General features: G+C 67.2%; 18 protein-coding genes. 5 read left to right on the top strand and 13 right to left on the bottom strand.

The features are described from left to right. Positions 1-54: 54 nt before the first annotated feature. Entirely contained in the window at positions 55-1497 is a 1443-nt protein-coding gene (locus LQV39_RS00375; RefSeq protein ID WP_230019649.1) for a deoxyribodipyrimidine photo-lyase, read from the top strand. Here the strand turns inward: LQV39_RS00375 and LQV39_RS00370 are convergent. The 6 genes from LQV39_RS00370 to LQV39_RS00345 form a co-directional block, all read right to left on the bottom strand. Beyond that, a complete protein-coding gene (locus LQV39_RS00370) occupies positions 1489-6957 on the bottom strand; it encodes an Hpt domain-containing protein (protein WP_230019648.1) in 5469 nt (1822 codons plus the stop codon). The two genes, LQV39_RS00375 and LQV39_RS00370, sit on opposite strands and share 9 nt — an antisense overlap. Positions 6958-6966: 9 nt before the next feature. Further along, a complete protein-coding gene (locus tag LQV39_RS00365; protein ID WP_230019647.1) occupies positions 6967-9339 on the bottom strand; it encodes a methyl-accepting chemotaxis protein in 2373 nt (790 codons plus the stop codon). Between the two features lie 41 nt (positions 9340-9380). After that, positions 9381-9899 carry a chemotaxis protein CheW gene (locus LQV39_RS00360; RefSeq protein WP_230019646.1) on the bottom strand — a complete coding sequence of 173 codons (519 nt, stop codon included), beginning with the start codon at positions 9897-9899 and terminating at the stop codon, positions 9381-9383. Between the two features lie 2 nt (positions 9900-9901). Next, the gene (locus LQV39_RS00355; RefSeq protein ID WP_290368522.1) at positions 9902-10270 is read right to left on the bottom strand and encodes a PleD family two-component system response regulator; all 369 of its coding nucleotides are present in this window, start codon (positions 10268-10270) and stop codon (positions 9902-9904) included. Positions 10271-10287: 17 nt separating this feature from the next. Next, entirely contained in the window at positions 10288-10677 is a 390-nt protein-coding gene (locus LQV39_RS00350; protein ID WP_230019645.1) for a PleD family two-component system response regulator, read from the bottom strand. Between the two features lie 176 nt (positions 10678-10853). Continuing rightward, positions 10854-11006 carry a rubredoxin gene (locus LQV39_RS00345; protein WP_036170087.1) on the bottom strand — a complete coding sequence of 51 codons (153 nt, stop codon included), beginning with the start codon at positions 11004-11006 and terminating at the stop codon, positions 10854-10856. 88 nt (positions 11007-11094) lie between these two features. On the opposite strand from LQV39_RS00345, the gene LQV39_RS00340 reads away from it, so the two are divergent. The 3 genes from LQV39_RS00340 to LQV39_RS00330 all read left to right on the top strand — a co-directional run bounded on the left by LQV39_RS00340 (position 11095) and on the right by LQV39_RS00330 (position 14639). Further along, a complete protein-coding gene (locus LQV39_RS00340; RefSeq protein ID WP_230019644.1) occupies positions 11095-11916 on the top strand; it encodes a hydroxymethylpyrimidine/phosphomethylpyrimidine kinase in 822 nt (273 codons plus the stop codon). Next, on the top strand, positions 11906-13198 hold the full coding sequence (gene hemL, locus LQV39_RS00335; RefSeq protein ID WP_230019643.1) for a glutamate-1-semialdehyde 2,1-aminomutase: 1293 nt from the start codon (positions 11906-11908) through the stop codon (positions 13196-13198). The genes LQV39_RS00340 and hemL overlap by 11 nt, the downstream gene beginning before the upstream one ends. Before the next feature lie 166 nt (positions 13199-13364). After that, positions 13365-14639, top strand: coding sequence for an NRAMP family divalent metal transporter (locus LQV39_RS00330; protein WP_230019642.1), 1275 nt, complete (start codon positions 13365-13367; stop codon positions 14637-14639). Positions 14640-14646: 7 nt separating this feature from the next. Here LQV39_RS00330 and LQV39_RS00325 read toward each other — a convergent pair whose 3' ends face one another. Continuing rightward, positions 14647-15162, bottom strand: coding sequence for a hypothetical protein (locus tag LQV39_RS00325; protein WP_230019641.1), 516 nt, complete (start codon positions 15160-15162; stop codon positions 14647-14649). Positions 15163-15299: 137 nt separating this feature from the next. On the opposite strand from LQV39_RS00325, the gene LQV39_RS00320 reads away from it, so the two are divergent. Continuing rightward, a complete protein-coding gene (locus LQV39_RS00320) occupies positions 15300-15707 on the top strand; it encodes a cbb3-type cytochrome c oxidase subunit I (protein ID WP_230019640.1) in 408 nt (135 codons plus the stop codon). Positions 15708-15721: 14 nt separating this feature from the next. Here LQV39_RS00320 and LQV39_RS00315 read toward each other — a convergent pair whose 3' ends face one another. From LQV39_RS00315 to LQV39_RS00290, 6 genes are all read right to left on the bottom strand, one after another. Beyond that, the gene (locus tag LQV39_RS00315) at positions 15722-16237 is read right to left on the bottom strand and encodes a hypothetical protein (RefSeq protein WP_230019639.1); all 516 of its coding nucleotides are present in this window, start codon (positions 16235-16237) and stop codon (positions 15722-15724) included. A gap of 62 nt (positions 16238-16299) precedes the next feature. Continuing rightward, positions 16300-17265: a magnesium/cobalt transporter CorA gene (corA, locus tag LQV39_RS00310; protein ID WP_230019638.1), complete on the bottom strand. Its 966-nt coding sequence runs from the start codon at positions 17263-17265 to the stop codon at positions 16300-16302. Positions 17266-17596: 331 nt separating this feature from the next. Next, positions 17597-18331, bottom strand: a complete 735-nt coding sequence (gene mtgA, locus LQV39_RS00305) for a monofunctional biosynthetic peptidoglycan transglycosylase (protein ID WP_230020097.1) — start codon at positions 18329-18331, stop codon at positions 17597-17599. A gap of 20 nt (positions 18332-18351) precedes the next feature. Beyond that, the gene (gene aroE, locus LQV39_RS00300) at positions 18352-19176 is read right to left on the bottom strand and encodes a shikimate dehydrogenase (protein ID WP_230019637.1); all 825 of its coding nucleotides are present in this window, start codon (positions 19174-19176) and stop codon (positions 18352-18354) included. 6 nt (positions 19177-19182) lie between these two features. Continuing rightward, positions 19183-20097: a TonB C-terminal domain-containing protein gene (locus LQV39_RS00295; RefSeq protein WP_230019636.1), complete on the bottom strand. Its 915-nt coding sequence runs from the start codon at positions 20095-20097 to the stop codon at positions 19183-19185. 125 nt (positions 20098-20222) lie between these two features. Next, entirely contained in the window at positions 20223-22283 is a 2061-nt protein-coding gene (locus tag LQV39_RS00290; protein ID WP_230019635.1) for an RNB domain-containing ribonuclease, read from the bottom strand.

Below are 22283 nucleotides of genomic sequence, written 5' to 3'. Positions count from 1 at the left end.
CGAAGGAATGGTAGACAGTAAAATGCCTAACTGCATTGACTCCGCACACAAAAGATGACTCTGAGAAACTCTCTGGTCTGGTTCCGGCGCGACCTGCGCCTCGACGACCATGCCGCCCTGCACCATGCGCTGCGTTCGTCCGACCGCGTCTACTGCGCTTTTGTGTTCGATACCGACATCCTGGCCGGCCTGCCGCGCGACGATCGCCGCGTGCAGTTCATCCATGCCAGTCTGCAAGAGCTGGATAAGCGATTGCGTGAATGGGGAGCTTACCTGATCGTGCGCCATGGGCGCGCCGCAGACGAGATCGTGGACCTGGCCGCCGGACTGGAGGCGGAATCGGTGTTCGCCAACCACGATTACGAGCCCGGCGCCATCGCCCGCGACCGCGAAGTCCAGCAGCGCCTGCGCGAGGCCGGCCGCAGCCTGCAGAGCTTCAAGGACCAGGTGGTCTTCGAAAAGGACGAGGTGCTGACCCTGGCCGGCGGCCCCTTCTCCGTCTTCACGCCCTACAAGAATGCCTGGCTGAAGCGCCTGGCGGCCCATCCGGAAGCGATCGAGGCATTCGAGACCGCGCCCTGGGCCGGGGCGCTGGCGCCTGTGAGTTTATCTGCCGGGCATGTGCTGCCGACGCTCGAAGCACTCGGCTTCGCGCCCGGCGAAGCGCCCATCCACCCTACCGGCATGTCCGGCGCCCGGCAACTGCTGGACGCCTTCCTGCAGCGCATCGACGACTATCGCACGGCGCGCGACTTCCCTGCCCTCGACAGCACCTCGCGCCTGTCCGTGCACCTGCGCTTCGGCACCCTGTCCATTCGCAGCCTGGTCCGCCTGCTGCGCGAACGCGCCGATAATGGGAAAGACGGCGCCGCGACCTGGCTGTCGGAACTGATCTGGCGCGAGTTCTACATGATGATCCTGCAGCGCCATCCGCGCGTGGCGACGCAGTCCTTCAAGACCGCGTTCGACAAGCTGCGCTGGGAAGAAGGGCCAGAGGCCGACGACGCCTTTACCGCCTGGTGCGAAAGCCGCACCGGCTACCCGCTGGTGGACGCGGCGATGGCGCAGCTGAACCGCAGCGGCTTCATGCACAATCGCCTGCGCATGGTGACGGCCAGCTTCCTGACCAAAGACCTGGGGATTTCATGGCTGCGCGGCGAGCGTTATTTCGCGGCGCGGCTGAACGACTACGAGCTGTCGTCGAATAACGGCGGCTGGCAGTGGGCGGCATCGACCGGCTGCGACGCCCAGCCCTGGTTCCGCATCTTCAACCCGGTTACGCAGTCGAAGCGCTTCGATCCCGACGGCGCCTTCATCCGCCGCTGGCTGCCGCAGCTGGCCGCGCTGGAAGGACCGGCCATCCATGCGCCGTGGCTGGCCAAGCCGGCCGTGCTGGAACGCGCCGGCCTGGTGCTGGGCCGCGATTATCCGCTGCCCATCGTCGACCACGAGCAGGCGCGCGAGCGGACGCTGGCCCGTTTCGGTGCCCTACGCTAGCAGGCCGCCAATAGCCGCCAGCAGCACCTCTTCCTGGAAGGGCTTGCCGAAGTAGGCATCCACGCCCAGCCCCAGCGCATAGTTGCGGTGCTTGTCGGCCGTGCGCGAGGTGATCATGATGATCGGGATGCCCTGCGTCGCTTCATTGCCGCGCACGTTGCGGGTCAGGTCGAAGCCGTCCATGCGCGGCATCTCGATATCGACCAGCATCAGGTCCGGGCGCGTTTCAAGCGCCTGGACCTGTTCCAGCGCGTCGACGCCATCCTTGGCCAGCAGCACCCGGTAGCCCTCGCGCTCCAGCAGGCGCTGGGTCACGCGGCGCACGGTCAGCGAATCGTCGACCACCATGATGGTCGCGCGGTGCGCCGGCGCGGCCACCTCTTCCACTTGCGCCGGCACCGGCGGCAGGCCGTGGGCCGGCAGCAGCAGCGGATTCAGGATCAGCACGATCTCGCCCGAACCCAGCACGGTGGCGCCGGCGATGCCCGGCATGCGCGCCAGCTGCGGGCCGACGTTCTTGATCACGACCTCGCGGTTGCCCAGCACTTCGTCGACCTGCAGCGCAAGGCGATGCGCGCCGCTGCCCAGCACCAGTACCGGGAAGGAGCGCGCGCCGCCGGGACCGCCCGGCTCGTTCAGCAGTTCCGGCAAGTAGCGCAGCGGCACCGCCTCGCCCTGCACCTGGATCGCACCGGCGGCGCGCGCGGCGGCCAGCTCGGCCTCGCGCACCTGCAGTACCTGGCCGACCAGGTTGGCCGGCAGCGCATAAGTCTTCGCACCGCTGGCCACCAGCACGACCTGGTTGACGGCCAGGGTCAGCGGCAGGTGGATGCTGAAGGTGGCGCCGCGGCCAGGCTCGCTGGCCACCTCGACACGCCCGCCCAGCGCGCGCGCCTCGGAGCGCACCACGTCCATGCCGACGCCGCGGCCAGCCAGTTCGGTCAGCGCATCCGCGGTCGAAAAGCCCGGCTCGAAGATCAGCTCCGCCACCTCGGCATCCGAAGCCGGCGCGCCGGCGCCGAGCAGGCCGAGGGTTTCGCCCTTGGCGCGGATCCGCCCGAGATCGAGGCCGGCGCCGTCGTCGCTGAAACGGATCTGCACCTCGTTGCCCTGCTGGCTCACCTGCACCAGCAGCTCGCCGGTTTCTTCCTTGCCGCTGTCCACGCGCCGCGCGCGCGGCTCGACGCCGTGCACGATGGCATTGCGCAGCAGGTGTTCGAAAGGCGCGGCCATCCGTTCCAGCACGCTACGGTCGATCTCGACCGCGCTGCCGCGGATGTCCAGGTTGACGCGTTTATCCGTCTCCTTGGCGGTCTGGCGCGCCACGCGGAACAGACGCTCGGACAGGCTCGCGAACGGCACCATCCGCGCCCGCATCAGGTCGCGCTGCAGTTCGCGCGTCAGGCGCGATTGCGAGGACAGGTCCTCGACCGCCGAATCGACGGTGCGGCTCAAGCCTTCGTGGAAGGACGCGACGTCGTTCACGCTCTCGGCCATCATGCGGGTCAGTTCCTGCAGGCGCGTGAAGCGGTCGAATTCGAGCGGATCGAATTCGCGCTCGCCGGCGATCGACAGGCGCGAGGCGATTTGCGACTCGGCCTGCATCTCGACTTCGCGCAGCTGGCGGCGCAGGCGTCCCAGGTTGTCCGAGAAGTCGGCCAGCGCCGATTTCAGGGAGCCAACCTGGGTCTCGAGCTTGGAGCGCGTGATCGACACCTCGCCGGCCTGGTTGACCAGGCGGTCGAGGATGTCGGCGCGCACGCGCACCAGCGGCGCACGCACGTCCTGCTGGCGGCGGTCCTGCGGCGGCGCTTCCGTGCCCGGCGCCGGCGCGGCCGCAGACGCAGCTTGCGCGGGCTGGGCGCCCGGCTGCTGCAGCTGTTCGAACAGCAGCAGCGCCTGGTCGTAGTTGGCCAGCAGTTCGTCGAAGGCCGCCGGGCTGGTGGTGCCGGCGTGCAGCATGTTCTCGACCTGGGTTTCCAGCGCATGCGTGTGCTGGCCCAGGCGCATCGCGCCGGCCATGCGGGCGCTGCCCTTTACGGTGTGCAGGGCGCGCAGCAGGCCGTGGGCAACGGCGCTGGCGGCCGGGTCCTGCTGCCACTGGCGCAGGTCCTTGCCGATCTGCGGCAGCAGGTCGGACGCCTCTTCCATGAAGACCGGCAGCAGGTCCGGGTCCAGCTCGTCGGTGAAGACGGGCTCGGTGGCCAGGACCGGTTCGGCGACGGTGTCGAGTTCCGGTTCGGGTTCGAGTTCCGGTTCGGGTTCCGGCGCGGCTTCGAATGCAGGTTCGGCTTCCGGTGCAGGTTCAGCTACCGGTTCAGGTTCGGCTTCCGCGACAGACCCGGCTTCCGGCACAGACTCCGGCTCCGGCAACGGCGCCACCGCCTGCTCCAGGCTGGGCGCGGCAAACGGATCGTCGAAATAGGTATCGAACAGGTCGTCGACGGCGGCCACGGCCGGGTCGACCGGCTGCGGCTCGGCGGCGCGCAAGCCGCTGGCCGGCACCGCATCCGACGCAGGCACGGGCAGCGGGCCGGCCGGCAGCGGCGGGTCGGCCAGGATGCTGTCGTAGGCGGCGGCGAACAGCGCATCCAGGCGCTGCGCCAGCTCGGCGTCGGCGCCGTCGAACACGCTGTCGGCCTTCTTGCGTCCCAGTTCGTCGCGCAGGCCCTGCAGGCGCGCCAGCAGCTCCGGCTGCGCCGGCGCCAGCTCGCCCAGCGAGAACACCTGGCGCATGATGCGCACGCGCTCCACGGTCTCGTCGAGCAGCTGGTGCTGCTCCTCGCTCAGCGGCGGCGTCGCCACTTGCAGCGCCTCTTCCAGCGCAAAGGCGATCTCGCGCAGCGCGTGGAAGCCCACCGTGGCCGAGGTGCCGCCCAGCGTGTGCGAAGCCTTCAGCGCCTGCGCCGACACGGCGCGCAGCGGTTCCTCGCGCCATCCGGCGAAGTCGCGCGCCAGGGCATTGATCAGGTCTTCGGTCTCGCCGAGGTAGATGTTATACAGCGGCAGCGGGATTTCGAGCCCGCCGATACGCTTGAGGTTTTCTTCGGCCAGCGGGAAGGCGACCACGTTCGGCGGCAAGGCCGCGTCGACCTCCTCCGCGGCGGCGGCGATGTCCGCCACCGGTTCCACGGTGTCCGGCTGCGGCGCTTCGTCGGGTTCCTCCACGGCTTCCGGCTCGACTTCGGCCACCGGCTCTTCGGCAGACGACGCCGGCTCGTCCATCGCGAAGGCCCCGCCCTCCTGCACCCGCGCGGCGCCTGCTACCAGCGCTTCGCTGCTGCGCGCCGAGCCGGCGCCCGCGGCCAGTTCATCGACCCAGGCGGACAAATCGGCATGCGCGCGGTCCAGCAGCGCCAGCAGGTCCGGCGTGGCGGCTCGCGATTCGGCCAGCCACTGGTTCATGGTCTTTTCGATGGCGGCGGCGGCCGACGCGAATTCGTCCAGGCCGACCATGCGGCCGCTGCCCTTCAGGGTGTGGAAAGAACGGCGGATGCGGGTCAGCGTCTCCTGGCTGTCCGGATTGGCATGCGCGGCCGGCAGGGTCTCGGCCACCACGCCCAGCACTTCCTGGGCTTCGCTGATGAAGATCTCCAGCAGCTCGGCTTCGATGGCGGCGTCGCCCTGGTCAGCGGCCGTATCGGCGGCCGGCGCAGCCGGAACAACCGGCGCCGGCTCGGCCACGGCAACTGGCGCCTCGGCCGGCTGCGCCACCTGATCCGCCACCTCAGCGACAGCATCGAAAGGCAGCTCGCGGAACAGCCCCTGGCCGGCATCGAAGCGGAAGCGGCGGCGCGCGGTCTCGGTGTTCTGGGCCAGCGCGTCGATGAAGAAGCCGAGCGCTCCCACGTTCTGGGCCAGGTTTTCCAGTACCCTAGCGCGGGTAGCGTCATCCTGCCCGCCGCCGGCCAGCTCGCGCACGCGTTCGCGCACCCAGGCGCAGGCGCGCGTGGCCTGGTCCTGGTCGAGGATGGACAAGGCGCCGGCAAGCTGGTGCAGCAGCGGGTCGGCCTGTTCCAGCGCGTCGACCCGGGCCGGGTTCTCATGGTATTCCTCGATCAGCTTCTCGACCTGGCGCAGGCCGGTGCGGATCTCGCCCGCCAGCACGGCCACGGTCTGGCCCTGCTGCAGCTCGCGCGCCAGATCGCCCTGCCACACCGGCGCCTCGGGCGGATTCTCGCCCTGGGCCAGGGCCAGCAGGCGCTGGCCGACGGCTTCGGCGTGCTGGCCGAAATCCTCGGGCAGCTGGCGCACCTGGTCGAGCCCGTGCTCGACGAACAGCATCGCCGCCGCCATCTCCATGCTGAACTGGTCGCTGCGGCCGCCGGTCACGGCCTGGCGCGCCGCCTCGCCCAGTTCGCGCAGCAGGTGGGCCAGCTCGGGCGCGCCCAGCTTTTCGCTGGCGCCGGCCAGCTTGGCCAGGGCGCCGTCGAAGTCGGCTTCCTGCTCGGGCGCGCCTTCGCTGGCGATGCGGTCCCAGCCTTCCTTGGTCTGGGCCAGCGCCTCCTTCGCATCCTTCAGCGCTTCGCGGTCGATGCGGCCGTAGCGGCGTTCCAGGTAGTCGCGCGGCGCCTGGCCTTCAAGGCCGTAGGCGTCGCGCAGCAGGCGCGCGTCAGGCGTCGGCTCCGCCGCCTGGGCAACGAAGAACAGGGCGTCGCGCAGCATCGCTTCGGGCAGGCTGGTATGCCCCTGCACCATGCGCCGCAGCTGCAGGTTGATCTGGCCGAGCAACTGTTTCAGATAGATGTCGCTGGCGAGCTGGCCATGCGCGGCCAGGTCGGCCACGGTCTGCATCGCCAGCCAGAAGGCGTAAGCGCGCGGCTCGCGCTGGGCGCGTGCGATCGGCGCCAGCGCCTCGCGCAGCTCGGCCGCTGCGTCCGTGCTGCCGCTCTTCAGGAAAGGCAGCAGCGCTTTTTCGAAGCGCGCGCGGCAAGCCGCCAGGTCGGGCGCTTCCTCATCCGAAGCGGGCGGCGCCAGCGCGGCGCCAGGGGTCAGCACCAGCATCTCGCCCGGATGCACGCGCTCCGCGCCCAGCAGTTCCTGCAGCGCGCGGTAGTAAGGGAACAGGCGCACCGGCTGCTGCTGCGCGCCGCCCAGCAGCTCTTCCAGGTACTCGACCAGCGCCTGGTAAGCCTCGCCCACCGCCGACGCATGCTCGCCCGTCACCGCCAGCGAGCCGTCCTTGAAGCGGTCCAGCGCCTTTTCGGCGGCGCCGGTCAGGCGGTCGACACCCTCCACGTCCACCATCTGCAGCGCGCCGTGGGCCTGGTGCAAATGGGTCTTGGCGTGCAGCAGCAGGGTCGGCTGCGCTTCCACGCTGCGTCCCGCCGCATCCTGCAGCGCCTTGGCCGAACGCTCGAGGGCGTCGCGGATCTCGCCGATCACCCAGGACAGGGGACCGGTGTCGAAGGGGGCCATGGACGTGGAATGGATCGAAGGCAGGGACGAAGAGTGGGTCATGGATCGTTCTTAAGCGGCGGAGACGCGGAAGCGCGACACCGAGTTTTTCAGCTCCTGCGCGAGAAGGGACAGCTCCTGGATCGACTGCGCGGTCTGCTGCGTGCCGTCCTGCGCCTGTCCGGTGATCGCAAGGATGTGCTGCATATTGTGCGCCACTCCGTTGGCGGACGTCGCCTGCATGCCGGTCGCGGTCGAAATCCCCTGGATCAGTTCCGCCAGGCGGTTCGACACGCGCGAGATGTCGGCCAGCGCGGCGCCGGCGGCGTCCGACAGGCGCGCGCCCTCGACCACGCCCTGGGTCGATTTTTCCATTGCGGCGACGGCGTCGTGGGTGTCGGTCTGGATGGTACGCACCAGCGCGCCGATCTGCTTGGCCGCGTCGCCCGAGCGTTCCGCCAAGCGCTGCACCTCTTCCGCCACCACCGAGAAGCCGCGTCCGGCCTCGCCGGCGGACGCCGCCTGGATCGCCGCGTTCAGCGCCAGCACGTTGGTCTGCTCAGTAATGTCGGAAATCAGCTCGGTGATCTCGCCGATCTCCTGCGAGGATTCGCCCAGGCGCTTGATGCGCTTCGAGGTTTCCTGGATCTGCTCGCGGATCTCGCCCATGCCCTTGATCGCGTTCTGCACCGCGGTCGCGCCCTGCTCCGCCGCGGCCACCGACTGGCGCGCCACCTCGGCCGATTCGTTGGCCGACTGCGACACCCCGGTGATCTCGCCCGCCATGCGCAGCATGGTCGAGGAGGTATCCTGGATCTCGCGGGACTGCTGGCCGGCCGCCACCAGCAGGTCGCTCGAAATCTTCTGCGCCTGGCTCGAGGCCTGGTTCACCTTGCCCGCGGTGTCGATGACGCGCACCACCAGCTCGCGCAGTTCCTCGACCGTGTAGTTGACCGAGTCGGCGATCGCGCCGGTGATGTCCTCGGACACGGTGGCGTGGACGGTCAGGTCGCCGTCCGCCACTTCCTGCAGTTCGTTCATCAGGCGCAGAATCGCGGCCTGGTTCTGGTCGTTGGTGGCCTTGGCTTCTTCTTCCTTGGCCTGGGACAGCAGGCGCATCGCTTCCGCTTCCTGGCGGCGCGCCTCGGCGCCGCGGGTGCGGTTGCGCGAGTCCTGCAGCATCACGCGCGAGATACTGCCGGCCATCGCCAGCGTGAAGATCGCGGACGCCACCAGCAGCCAGAACCACGGGCTCGAGCTGCCTTCGCCGAGACGGAAGTCGCTCTGCAGCGCGGACAGCTGGGCGCGCAGCTCTTCGTTGTCGCGGAAGATGCTCTGCTCGGCGGCCTTGGCGGCGGTCAGGTCGGCCAGGTTGTTCAGGAAAATGGAGACGATGGTCTGGCAGATGCCGAACTTCGACTGCACTTCGAGCAGCTTGTTGCGCAGCTCGACATCGGTCAGCTCGGCCAGGCCGAGCGCCTTGTTTCCGTTCAGCAGGCCATCCACGGTCGCGCGGAAGGTGGCGGTGTCGCGGCCCATCTGGAACGCGGTTTCCGGGCTGATGCCGCCCGAGGTCAGGAATTCGCTGGCGCTGCGCGACAGGCGCTGGGTCAGCATCATCAGGCGGCCGAGCGCGGCCAGCTCGCGCGGGCTGCCGCCCCTGGCGGTACGCTCGGTCAGGATTTCCTCGGTCAGGGCCAGCATCTCCGGCGCCAGGATGTCGAGCTGCTTCAGGCTCTTGTCGAAGCTGATCAGCTCGGGCTTCATCTTGAGGATGCTGGCGGCGGCGGCGTCCGAGACCTTCCACTTGGCGCCGACCTTGGCCAGCTGGCGCGCGGTGTCGCCGGAAGCGCCCGGGATCGCGTTGTTGTTGAAGACGCCGCCCTTGGCCAGCAGGTCGAGGTCGCGGCCCAGGGCCACGCGGCTGTCCTGCAGCTGGGCGAAGGCGTCCGGGTTGCCCTGCATCGCGTTGGGCGCCGCCTTGCCGACGCGTTGCGAGTGCATCAGGGCTTCGCTGGCGATCTGGGTCTGGCTGGACGCCACCGCGCCGCTGCCGGCGTTGCGCCACAGCGAGAAGATGGTGAGCAGGATGCCGGCCCCGAAGGCGACCAGCAGGATGCGCAGCTGGCGCGGCAGCGACAGGTGGCCGATCAGCGGCAGGCGCAGGTCTTCGTCGGCGCCCGTGGCGGTGGCGGCGGCTGCTGCGGCGCGCTGCTTGCGGCCCGGCACGCCGCCGAGCCGCTCGGCGGCATCGTCGGCCGAGTGCTGCGGCAGCGTGGCGGCGTCGACAGCAGCGGCGGGCGCTGCGTCGGCGGCGGCGGCGGCCGTCGCCATGCCCGGCATCATTCCGACCCCGAACTGGGTGTCGGGCGAGGCCAGCACGGTGGCGCCGTCGTCCTTGTCCTTGGGGAGAAAATTCACCGAGAGTTTAGATGCGAATCCCATGCCAGCTCCAGTCCGAACCTGTCGTTATATATATGTGTGAGTTAGAGGCCGACCTGCAGGAAGCGCTCGTCCTGCGCCAGCGCCGCCAGCGCCAGCGGCGTCCAGGCGTTGCCGTCGGCGTCGATCAGGCGGCCGTCCTGCGGTGTCATGTCGGCGGCCTGGCGCAAGCCATGCACGCGCGCGGCCAGGAAGCCGCAAGGCATGCCCAGGCTGGGCGCAAAGGTCACCAGGCGTCCTGCGGAGCCGGATACCGGCGCGCCGGCCGTGCCGTCCTGCAGGCCAAAAAAGCGCGCCAGGTCGACCACGCCGACCAGGTTGCCGCGGATGTTCGCCAATCCCAGGTACCAGGGCTGGGTAAGCGGCACGCCGGTCAGCGCCGGCACCGGCACGATCTCGCCGGCTTCGAGCAGGTCGAGCAGGTAGCGCTCGCCGCCGATCTCGACGCCCAGCTGGTGCGTGCGGGCGCCGCTGCCGGTGCGCGCGGCCTGCATGCGCTCGAGCAGCTCTTCCTGGTACTGGCGCAGGCGGGTGCGCCGGGCGGCGGGGTCGAGGGTAGCCATGCTTACTCGCCGAGGGTGGCGATCCTGGCCAGCAGCGCTTGCGCGTCGACCGGCTTGACGAAGTAATCCTTGGCGCCCTGGCGCATGCCCCAGATCCGGTCGGTTTCCTGGTTCTTGCTGCTGCAGATGATGATCGGCACCGAGGACAGTTCGGGGTCGCGCGAAATCGAGCGCGTGATCTGGAAACCGTTCGCACCCGGCATGACCACGTCCATCAGGATCAGCTGCGGACGGTCGGCGCGGATCTTGGCCAGCGCCTCCTCGCCATTGTCCGCGGTGGTCACGGTGAAGCCGTTGCGCACCAGGATGTCGGTCAGGTAGTAGCGTTCGGTCGGGGAATCGTCGACGATCAGGATCTTTTGTATGGCCACGGTGGGCTCCGGAGTATTCATGCCGCGGCGGCCGTATGCTCACGCACGGCCGCCAGCAGGCTGTCTTTGGAAAACGGTTTGGTCAGGTAGGCGCTGGAGCCGACCATGGCGCCGCGCGCGCGGTCGAACAGGCCGTCCTTCGAGGACAGCATCAGGACCGGGGTCGCGTGGAATTTCGCGCTCTTCTTGATGAGCGCGCAGGTCTGGTAGCCGTCCAGGCGCGGCATCAGGATGTCGCAGAACACCAGCGCCGGCTGGTGGTCGTTGATCTTCGCCAGTGCATCGAAGCCGTCCTCGGCCAGCACCACCTGATACCCGGCCTGGGTCAGGAAGATTTCGGCGGAGCGGCGGATCGTGCTGCTATCGTCGATCACCATGATCTTCAGGCCTGTCGCTTGGGTCGTCATATAAGTTTCACTTCAGCATGAACCCGCACGATAGCATAGGGCGCAGGGCTTGTGCGTGAAGTGTTGCTATACGTCAACTAGGTGAAAACCAAGGCGATAATGTATTGGCAAGAAGCTTGGCAAGAAGGCATCGCCTGAGCCGGCGGTGCCCCATTTTCACTGATTAAAACGACAACTCAGATGGCGGTCATCTCGAAATCGTCCTTGCGCGCGCCGCATTCCGGGCAAGTCCAGTTCATCGGCACATCGGCCCAGCGGGTGCCGGGAGCGATACCGTCTTCCGGCGCGCCTGCGGCTTCATCGTAGACCCAACCACAAATCAAGCACATCCAGGTCTGAAAAGCCTGCGTTTCGTTACTCACGTTTCGATTCCTTCATCTAGTAGAATGTGAAGCTAGGTATCTTAATCTAACCCCTGTGCAAAACCAACCGTCTCCACTCATCCTCACATTCGGCCCGGCCGATCCGGTCGGCGCGCTGGGCATCCAGTCCGACGTGGCCGTCTTCGCCATGCACGGCTGCCATGGCCTGTCGGTGGTGACCGGGCTGCTGGTGGCCGATTCCGCGCGGGTCGACCACATCCAGCCGGTCGAGTCCAGCAGCGTGGTCGAACAGGCCCGCATGCTGCTCGAGGACATGCCGATTGCGGCGATCAAGGTCGGCACCATGGCCAGCCTCGAACAGATCGCGGCGATCGCCGAGATCGTCTCCGACTACGCCCAGGTGCCGCTGATCCTCGACCCCTTCACCACCGGCCTGCCCGACTGCGGCGTGCGCGACGACGACATGCTGACCCTGATCCACCAGTTGCTGGTGCCGCAGGCGCACGTGCTCATGATGTCGCAGCCCGAGCTGGCGCGCTTCGCCGATTGCTGGCGCGACCCGGGCTCGATCGCCACCGTGGCCGAGGACGTGGCCGACCTGACCGGCTTCGGCTGCGGCCACGTGCTGGTAACCGGCATCGGCGGCGGCGACGGCGTCCGCGCCGACAATCTCTACGATCCCGACGGCCTGGCCGTCAGCCTGTCCTGGCCGCAGCACCTTCCCGGGCCTTTCGTCGGCGCCGGCAACACACTGTCGGCCGCGCTGACGGCGCGCATGGCGCAGGGCCTGGACATCATCGAAGCCCTGGCCTATGCCCAGGATTACACCAGCGGCGCCCTGCAGCATGCCTCGCGCTTCGGCATGGGCCGGCTCATCCCCAACAAACTGTACAAGAAGAACAACCATGACGACTGACACTTCGAAGAACGACACCCTGTTCGCACGCGCCCAGCAGACCACGCCCGGCGGCGTGAACTCGCCGGTGCGCGCCTTCCGCTCGGTGGGCGGCACCCCGCGCTTCATCACCCGCGCCGAAGGCCCGTATTTCTGGGACGCGGACGGCAAGCGCTACATCGACTACATCGGCTCCTGGGGCCCGGCCATCGTCGGCCACACCCATCCGAAAGTGGTGAAGGCGGTGCAGGACGCGGCCGCGCGCGGCCTGTCCTTCGGCGCCCCGACCGAAGGCGAGATCGAGATCGCTGAAGAGATCTGCCGCCTGGTGCCGTCGATCGAGCAGGTGCGCCTGGTTTCCTCCGGCACCGAAGCGACCATGAGCGCGCTGCGCCTGGCGCGCGGCGCCACCGGCCGCGACAAGATCGTCAAGTTCGAGGGCTGCTACCACGGCCACGCCGATTCGCTGCTGGTAAAGGCCGGCTCCGGCCTGCTCACCTTCGGCAACCCGACCTCGGCCGGCGTGCCGGAAGACTTCGTCAAACACACCCTGGTCCTCGACTACAACAACGTCCCGCAGCTGGAAGACGCCTTCGCATCGATGGGCGACACGATCGCCTGCGTGATCGTGGAAGCGGTGGCCGGCAACATGAACCTGATCCGCGCGACGCCGGATTTCCTGCGCCGCATGCGCGAGCTGTGCACCGAATACGGCGCGGTCCTGATCTTCGACGAAGTGATGTCGGGCTTCCGCGTCGGCCTCGGCGGCGCGCAGGCCCTGTACGGCATTACCCCGGACCTGACCGCGCTGGGCAAGGTGATCGGCGGCGGCATGCCGGTGGCGGCCTTCGGCGGCCGCGCCGACCTGATGCACAACATGGCGCCGATCGGCCCCGTCTACCAGGCCGGCACCCTGTCCGGCAACCCGGTGGCGGTGGCCGCCGGCATGACGACCCTGAAGCTGGTGCAGGAGCCGGGCTTCTACGAGAAGCTGAGCGCGCAGACCGCCAAGCTGGTCGAAGGCCTGACCGCCGCCGCGAAAGAAGCCGGCGTGGCCTTCTGCGGCGACGCCGTCGGCGGCATGTTCGGCATGTACTTCTCGAACCAGATCCCGTCCAGCTACGGCCAGATGATGGCCGGCGACAAGGAGCGCTTCAACCGCTTCTTCCACGGCATGCTGGACGAAGGCGTGTACTTCGCACCGGCGATGTTCGAGGCCGGCTTCGTCTCGGCAGCCCACGACGATGCGGTGATCGAGGAAACCGTGGCGGCTGCGCGGCGGGTATTCGCACGCATCGCTTGAGCCCCCGGCTTCTTTACCTTTTCTTACATGGCGGGGACGCTCGCAAGCGTTTCTGCCGTGATACACTCCGCGCCGACCATGAACAGTCCCTCTAAAAACTTACCCCACCCGGCGCGCTGACCTTTACATCGTTGGCCGCGCCCGTTTTCATTTGCGCAGGCCAGATATGAAGAAGCTCTACCGCCGTCTCACCGACAACGCCACCCTCAAGTCCCTGGGCCCCGGCCTCATCACCGGCGCGGCGGACGACGATCCATCCGGCATCGCCACCTACTCCCAGGCCGGCGCGCAATTCGGCTTCAATACCCTGTGGACCCTGGTCCTGACCTATCCCTTCATGGTCGGCATCCAGCTGGTCTCGGCGCGCATCGGCCGCGTCACCGGGCGCGGCCTCGCCGCCAACATCCGCCGCGCCTATTCTCCCTGGCTGCTGTACGCCGTGGTCGCCCTGCTGCTGGTCGCGAACGTGATCAACATCGCCGCAGACATCGCCGCGATGGGCGAAGCGCTGCGCCTGGTGACTGGCGCCGGCTCGCAGCACATGTATTCGCTGGGCTTCGGCATCGTGTGCCTGGCATTACAAGTTTTCCTGCCCTACAGCACCTACGTGCGCTACCTGAAATGGCTGACCCTGGGCCTGCTGGCTTACGTTGCCACCGCCTTTGCCGTGCACATGCCCTGGACCGAAGTGGTGGCGCGCACCGTGTGGCCGCACTTCAGCTTCACCAAGGAGTCGGTGGCGCTGATCGTCGCCGTGTTCGGCACCACGATTTCGCCCTACCTGTTCTTCTGGCAGGCGTCGCAAGAAGTGGAAGAGATCCGCAACGACGCCGGCACGCGCGCCCTGCGCACCCGCCCGAAGGATGCGCGCGCCCAGATGAAGCGGATGAAGGCCGACACCCTGATCGGCATGGGCTTCTCGAACCTGGTCGCCTTCTTCATCATCCTGACCACCGCGGTGACGCTGGGCGCGCACGGCATCACCGATATTCAATCGTCCTCCCAGGCCGCCGAGGCGCTGCGTCCGGTGGCCGGCGAATTCGCCTTCGTGCTGTTCGCGCTGGGGATCATCGGCACCGGCATGCTGGCGGTGCCGGTGCTGGCCGGCTCGGCGGCCTACGCGGTCACCGAGAGCTTCCGCTGGCGTAACGGCCTCGATCTGAAAGTGGTCGAGGCGCGCGAGTTCTACGGCATCATCGCCCTGGCGACCCTGGGCGGCGTGCTGCTCGACTTCGCCCCGGTCGACCCGATCGCGGCGCTGGTGCTGTCGGCCCAGATAAACGGCGTGATCGCGGTGCCGATCATGGCCGTCATGATGATGCTGGCGCATAACCGCAAGATCATGGGCCAGTACACGCTGAGCGCCCGTCACACCGTGATCGGCTGGTTCGGCGTGGCCATCATGCTGGTGGCGGTGGTGGCGATGTTTGCGACGATGTGAACTGTTCCTACAAACAGCCCTCGATATATTGCACCTGGGCCCAGCGGCCGGCGTAGACGTTCTCGATGTGGCCTTTTGCCGTCTCGAAGCGGATTGCGTTGGCACCGCTGCGTTGCGTGAAGAAGCGCTCGTTTTCTTCATAGGCGCGCGGCTCGACGCGCATGCCGGGATAGGCGCGCATCGCCTGCGCCACGCGGCTGCCAGGACCGACGCCGCGCGTGGTCCGCGGACCTGGACGGAACAGGTCGATGCGCGCAAGGCCGCCATCGACGAACATCAGCGCGACGCCTGGGTGACCGGGCAGCGGCAACTGGTCGCAGCCGCTGCTGGCGCGCAGACTGGCTGGGGTTGCATTCAGTCCTGGTGCGAGCGTTTGTGCCTGTGCAAACGGCATGCCGACCTTGAACGGGCCGAAGCTGTCGGGTCCGAGCCGCCAGTCCGCAGGCGCCTTTGCCCGCGCGGCTGCAGCCCAGGCCAGCGCCAGGCAGGCCGCGACAACACACCATCTGCCGCTGAGTCGCATATTTGTCCTTTCGATGAACGGTCGCCGCGCCATCCCCCACACAGGGGGCTGCAAATAAGCCTCCCGAGTCACTACGATGCGTGCATTACATACAGATCGATTCACGATCCAATCCACACATCGTACGGGAAAATACCATGCAAACCACGCTCACCCCTTCCGCACCGGCATTCTCGCGCGCCGGCATCGTCTGGCTGAAACTGTCGGTCGTCTACCTCATCATCGGCGTCTCGATGGGCATCGCCATGGGCGCCAGCCAGAACTTCACGCTGCGCCCGGTGCACGCCCACGTCAACCTGCTGGGCTGGACCACGATGGCGCTGGCGGGCCTGATCTACAGCGTGTTCCCGAAGGCCGGCGAGAGCCGCCTGGCGCGCGCGCACTTCTGGCTCATGAACCTGGCGCTGCCGGTGATGATGGTGGCGCTGGGCCTGGTGCTGTTCGGCCAGATGGCGGTGGTGCCGGTGCTGGGCGCGGCGGAAATCGTCGCCGCGCTGGGGATCCTGGCGTTTGCGGCCAACTTGTTCGTCAATCTGAAGAACTAAGTCCAGCGGCGCGCCTAGAAGCAGCCTTCCACCAGCTGGACTTCTTGCCAGCGGCCGCCGTAGATGCGGTCGATCCGGCCCTTGTTCGTCTGAAAACGCAAAGCGTGGCCGCTGCTGGGACCGAGAGTCAAGTATTGTTCGCCGCTGGCGTATTTGTGGGGCGTCGCCGTCAGCCCCGGATAGGCCTGACGCACTTTGCGCACGGCGTCGCCCGGCGCGATGCCGCGGGTGGTGCGGATACCCGCCTTGTAGACGTCGACGCGCTGCAGCGTGCCGTCGACAAACATCAGCGAGACGCCGGGATGCCCGGGCAGCAGCATCTGGTCGCACTGCGGATTGCCTTGCGGCGGCGGGGTCGGCTTGAGGCGCTTGCCGGCGACGCGGCGGGCTTCGCTGAAGCGCATGCCGATCTTCAGGGGGCCGAATCCGTCCGGGCCGAGTTTCCAGGCGGGTGCGGCGTGGGTGGCGCCGGCGGTGGCCAGGCCGATGGCGAAAGCGGCCAGATGCCGCGCGATCGTCGTTCGATTCATGCACTCTCCTTGTTGGGGCAAGTGCACAGCTTAGCGCGAGGCCCGGCAGGGCCGGCGCGCATTTACTTCAACCAGCCGCGGTGGCGGAAATACAAGAAAGGCGCAATCGCGCTGATGACCATCAGGGTCAGCGACCAGCCGTAGCCGAAGCTCCAGTGCAGCTCCGGCAGGAACTCGAAGTTCATGCCGTAGACGCTGGCGATCAGGGTCGGCGGCAGGAAGGCGACCGAGGCCACCGAGAAGATCTTGATGATCTTGTTCTGGTTGATGTTGATGAAGCCGACGGTGGCGTCCATCAGGAAGTTGATCTTGTCGAAGAGGAAAGAGGTGTGGCCGTCCAGCGATTCGATGTCGCGCAGGATCTGGCGCGCTTCCTCGAACTGTTCCGAATTCAGCAGCCGGCCGCGCATCAGGAAGCTGACCGCGCGGCGGGTGTCCATCATGTTGCGGCGGATGCGGCCGTTCAAGTCTTCCTCGTGGGCGATCGCATTCAGCGCGGCGGCCGCGTCCTGGTCGGTGAATTCCTTTTGCAGCACGCGCTGGCTGACCTCTTCCAGGCTCTCGTAGATGCCTTCGAGCGCGTCCGCCGAGTACTCGGCGTCGGTCGCGTACAGGTCGAGCAGCACGTCCATGTAGTCCTCGATCGAACCGGGACGCGAGCGCGCGCGCAGGCGCACCAGGCGGAACACCGGCAGGTCGTCGTTGTGGACCGAGAACAGGATCTTTTTCGCCAGGATGAAGGCCACGGTGACGATGCGCGAGGGGCCCTCTTCCTCTTCAAGCAGGAAGTCGGTGCGCAGGTGCAGGTCGCCGTTTTCCGCCTCGTAGTAGCGGGCCGAGGCCTCGATGTCCGACACTTCGTCCTCGCCCGGCAGGATAACGTCGTACATCGCCTTGACGACGGCACGCTCTTCGTCGGTCGGGTCGGTCAGGTCGACCCAGACAGGCGTTACTTTCTCCAGATCGGCGCGAGAAGCGATCGCAACCTGGTTCAGTCGGCCATTTTGTAGGACAAATACGTTGATCATGCGCTGCTTTCTCGGCCGGGATTCGGAAACAGCGCAAGTGTATACGTAAGCCCTGAGGCCGGCCACCCCGGAGGAAAGAATTTTACCGCTGGGCTAAGGCCAAGATTCCAAATTCGGGGTCAGAGCACATTTCGCGAGAAATTCGGGGTCAGAGCACATTTCGTCGCTTAGCAGACGGCACGTATTTCGACAAATGCCCAAGTCGATCGCTACAAATTTGTCGGATGGATGCTGAAAAACCTGCCGCCGCATCATTTCCACAAAAAGTGCTCTGACCCCGAATTTCCAAAAAGTGCTCTGACCCCGAATTTCCGAATTTCCTGACCCCGGCTCAGGGGAGATCGGCGGCGTTCATCCGGCGTTGGATGACGCCGGTGCGGCGGGACAGGTAGTTGGTCTGGCGGTGGGCGTCGTAGTAGCGCGGGTTGGGCAGCATGACCGCGAGGCGCGCGGCCTGGGCCGGGTCGAGCCTGGCGGCGCTGCTGCGGTAGTAGTGGCGGGCGGCGGCTTCGGCGCCGAACACGCCGCGGCCGAATTCGACCACGTTCAGGTAGATTTCCAGGATGCGCTGCTTGCTCATCACCGTTTCCAGCATGTAGGCGATGACCAGTTCCTGGCCCTTGCGCAGGTAGTTGCGCGAGCCGGACAGGAACAGATTTTTCGCCAGCTGCTGCGTGATGGTGGAGCCGCCGCCGATCACCTTGTGGCGCTTGTTGTTGCGCTCCCAGGCTTTTTCCAGCGCTTCCCAGTCGACGCCGTCATGTTCGGTGAAATTCGCGTCTTCGGAGGCGATCACCGCGCGTTTCAGGTTGTTCGAGATACGCTCGTAGGGCACCCAGACCTGCTCCAGCTTCGCGTTCGGGTTCCTTTCGCGCAGCGTCGACAATTGCGAGCGCATCATGCTGGTCGACGAGGGGTTGAACTGGGTCCACCAGCAGACCATCGCAAAGAAGTACAGCTGCACCAGCAGCACGGCCAGCAGCGGCCCGAGGATGATCCACTTCAGCCAGCGGCGCCGGCCTTTGGCGCCGCTGGACGCCGCAGCCCTGCCGCTTGACGCCGCCATGCCCGCCTTGAGCGCTTTCGTCATCGTTTCGATCGCATCTGTTCGAGGATGGCAGCGGTCTGCGGCCGCACCCCGCGCCAGATGGCGAAGGCTTCGGCGGCCTGCTCGACCAGCATGCCCAGGCCGTCGCGGGTGGTCGCGCCGTGGCTGGCGGCGAATTCCATGAACGGGCTCGGTTTGTTCCCGTACATCATATCCAATGCCAGCGTGTTCCGGCTGAACGCGGCGGCCGGCACCGGCGGCATCGAAGAAGACAAACTCGCCGAGGTCGCGTTGATCACCACGTCGAAGGCGCCGGCGATGTCTTCGAAGCCGCAAGCGGATACCTGGCCTGGATGCGCAGCCAGCGCCGCAAACTGCGCCACCAGCGCGTCGGCGGTGGCGCGGGTGCGGTTGGCGATCACGATCGCCTGCGGGCCATGCTGCAGGATGGGCAGGATCACGCCGCGCGCCGCGCCGCCCGCGCCCAGCAGCAGCACGCGCTTGGCCGTAAGAGGCACGCCGGCATTGCGAACGATGTCGGCCACCAGGCCGGGGCCGTCGGTGTTGTCGCCGACGATCTCGCCGTTCTCGAAGCGCAGGGTGTTGACGGCGCCGGCCAGGCGCGCGCGTTCTTCCAGGCGGGTGGCGAGACTGGCCGCTTCCAGCTTGAAGGGCACCGTGACATTCGCGCCGCGATACCCACGTTCGATCAGCCCGCGCACGGTCTCGGCAAAGCCGTCCAGCGGCGCCAGGCAGCGCTCATATGCAATGTCCTGCCCGGTCTCCGCGGCAAAGGAAGCATGGATGTCCGGCGAGCGGCTATGGCCAATCGGGTTACCAATCACGCAATACTTATCGCTCATGCAGATTCAAGCTCCTTTTTCTTCCCGCAGTTCCGCCTGCAGCTTGCCTTCGCGGGTGAAGGTGAAGGTGGTGATCACGATCCAGAGATCGTCCTTGTCGGTGGACCGCATATTGGCCGGGAATTTGCCGAAAGGCGCCGCGCGGCGCACGATGCCCAGCGCGGCCTGGTCCAGCGCGCGGTTGCCGGAGCTGCGTTCGATGCGCGGCCCGCCTTCCTTTTCATAGATGCTGCCGTCCTGGAACACCGGGATGTACATCACCAGTTCGCCGTACAGCTTGCGGCCGTTCTGCTGCGGGAAGCTGAGCGTACCCACCTCTTCGACCCGCTTCTGCAGCGCCTTGTAATAGATGGCGTAGCCGACCCCGCGCGTGCTGGGGCTGATGAAGGTCTTCTTCGGGCGCTTGTTCTGGTCGGAGATGCGCTGGGTGATCTCGGCGGTCTGGCGCGCGATGGCGCGGCTGGTTTCCAGCATGTCGGCGCCGTTGCGCGACGGGTCCGGCTTGTCCTGTTCGGCGATCGGCGCCGCGTTGAAGCCGGAGACGTGGGTCTGGGTTAGCAGCTTCTGCCGCTGCTCGAGCTCGGCGATGCGGCGCTGCACGGCCTTGATGCTGTCGCCATCCTCGATCTTGCGCAGGTCCGGCAGCGGCGACTGGGCGCGGCCCGCGTCCGCATTGCCGCCGCCGTCCAGGTTGGACTGGGCCAGCGCCTCGGCCTTGACCGGGGCGCGCTCGTGCTTGGCATTGACCAGGATGACTTCCAGCCCCGGATCGGTCGGCTGCAGGCGGAACGCGTCCGGCGCCGCAAAGCGGACTGCCAGCAGGGATGCGTGCGCCAGCACCGAGAAGGCGATGGCGATCATCATGGGACGGTTGTGTTGGAGGCTCTTCACGTGCTGCGGGATGGGACGGTAACTATTCATTCTACCGTGCAAGCCTGTGAGTTTGTTAGCCTGATTTGCCGCTGTTGTTGGGTGGGCACTCCGCGGCCACGTTCAGCGTTTACATAACGCCAACATCCGCGTGGGCACGAGGTGCCCACCCTACATTACGCGGCGGGTACGTCGGTTTGCGTTGCGGGATCCGTGACTGTCACGGAACCCTCGGCTTCGACCGCTTCCTCGGCCGCCGCCTCGCCGGTATCCGCGCTTGCGGAAGCCGCTTCTTCTTCCTCCTCGAATGCCAGCTCGGCGGCCGCTTCCGGCGTCGGCTCGGCCACCTCGAGCAGGCGGGCTTCCAGCGACAGGTCGACTTCGTCCCAGCGCACGATGTCCATGCGCACCTGGGCGCCGCGCGGCGCCGAGGGCATGCCCGGCAGGCGGATCACCAGCGGGATCTCGACCAGGCGCAGTACCTCGTCCTTCAGCACCACGGCGTCCACCTGGCGCGCGTTTTCCTGGCCCAGCCAGCGCAGGCACCAGTAGCGCTCCATGTTCTGCTGGAACTCGTTGTAGGCGGCATAGGCGGCGTCGAAGGCGGAAACGATCGAGAACAGGGTCGCGTCGCGGTGCTTGAACGGGGCCACCAGCGGCGCCGTCACGCCATGCGAGGCGCAGGCCAGGATCTGCCACTGGTTGACCAGGTCGGTATAGCGGCGCAGCGGCGAGGTGCTCCAGGCGTACTGGTCGACGCCCAGGCCCTGGTGCGGCGCCGCGTGGGTCACCATGCGCACCTGGATCTTGGTGTTCCAGCCGCCGGCGCCGGGCCCCTGCGAGCGGTAGATGCCCGGCACGCCCGAGTCGTGCAGCAGCTTGCCCCAGGTGCTGTTGGCGAAGATCATCAGCTCGGCGACGATCTTGTCCAAGGGCGCGCCACGCTTGCGGCGCACGATCGTGACGATGTCGTCCTGGACGTAGAAGTTGAAGTCGACGCGGTTGGCCTGCTCCGGCTTCAGGCCGAAGGCTTCGCGCTTCTTCATGCGGCCCGCTTCCAGCTGCAGCGCCCACTGCCACAGCAGGCCCAGCTCGTCCTTGTGCGCATATTCGCCGGTGCCGTTGGCCAGCACCTCCTCGGTCACCAGCGCGTCGAGGTCGTTCAGGCGCAGGTTGGTCTTGATCGGCACGCGCTCGGCGCGGGTCTCGGTGGACAGCACCGACCAGTTCTCCGGGTTCAGGGTCGCGTACAGCGACAGCGCCGGGCAATCCTTGCCTTCGGCCAGGGTGAAGGCTTCCACCACTTCGTCCGGCAGCATGGTGATCTTATCGCCCGGCATGTACACGGTCGACATGCGCGCGCGGGCGATCTTGTCGATGGCATCGTCCGGGCGGATGCCCAGGCCCGGCGCGGCGATGTGGATGCCGACCCGCACCAGGCCATCGGCCAATTGCTCGACCGAGAAGGCATCGTCGATCTCGGTGGTGGTCACGTCGTCGATCGAGAAAGCCGCCACCTTGGCCAGCGGCAGGTCCGCCGGCGCGCCTGGCACCGTCACGGCCGGGAAGCCGGCGCCGCGCGGGAAGTGCTCGAACAGGAAGCGCGACATATGCAGTTCCTTGGCCGAGGCCACGCCTTTTGTCGACAGCATCAGCCGCTGCGGCGTGGTCTGCATCTCGCTGGCGGCCGTTTCCAGCGCCTTGAATTCGATACTGTTCTTGTCCGGCTTGAAGAGCAGCTGCTGCACCAGCGGCCGCATGACGTCCGGCAGCTTACCCGCCTTCAGTTCCTCGACATAGGAGGCCTGCACGATGGCCTGCTGCTTCTTCTTTTCGATGCCGGCCAGGGCCGCGCGCAGCGACTGCTCCGGCGCAGCCTTGTAGCGGCCGCGGCCCTTTTTATAGAAATAGATGGGCGCATTGTGCAGCGCCAGCACCAGGCCGGCGGCCTCGAAAGGCAGCGGCGCGTGGCCGAAATATTCGGCGCCCAGTTCCGTGAACCCGAACTCGTCCTGGCCCGCGACTTCCCACAGGAATTCGAGGTCGACCTCGCCTGCTACCGCCTTGGCCTGCTCCAGCAGCTCGCCCGGGGACGGCTTGTCGAACTGCAGCAGCACATCGCGCGACTTGACCTTGGTGCGCTTACCGCTCGGCATTTCGACCTGGTAGGCCTCGCCCGCCTGCGACAGCACGGCGCCGACCTTGAAGTCGCCGGATTCTTCGAAAAATACGTTCAT

Origin of the sequence: Massilia sp. Bi118 (assembly GCF_918697865.1) — a bacterium.
Taxonomy (GTDB): Bacteria; Pseudomonadota; Gammaproteobacteria; order Burkholderiales; family Burkholderiaceae_D; genus Telluria.
This window is presented reverse-complemented; position numbering and strand designations above follow the sequence as displayed.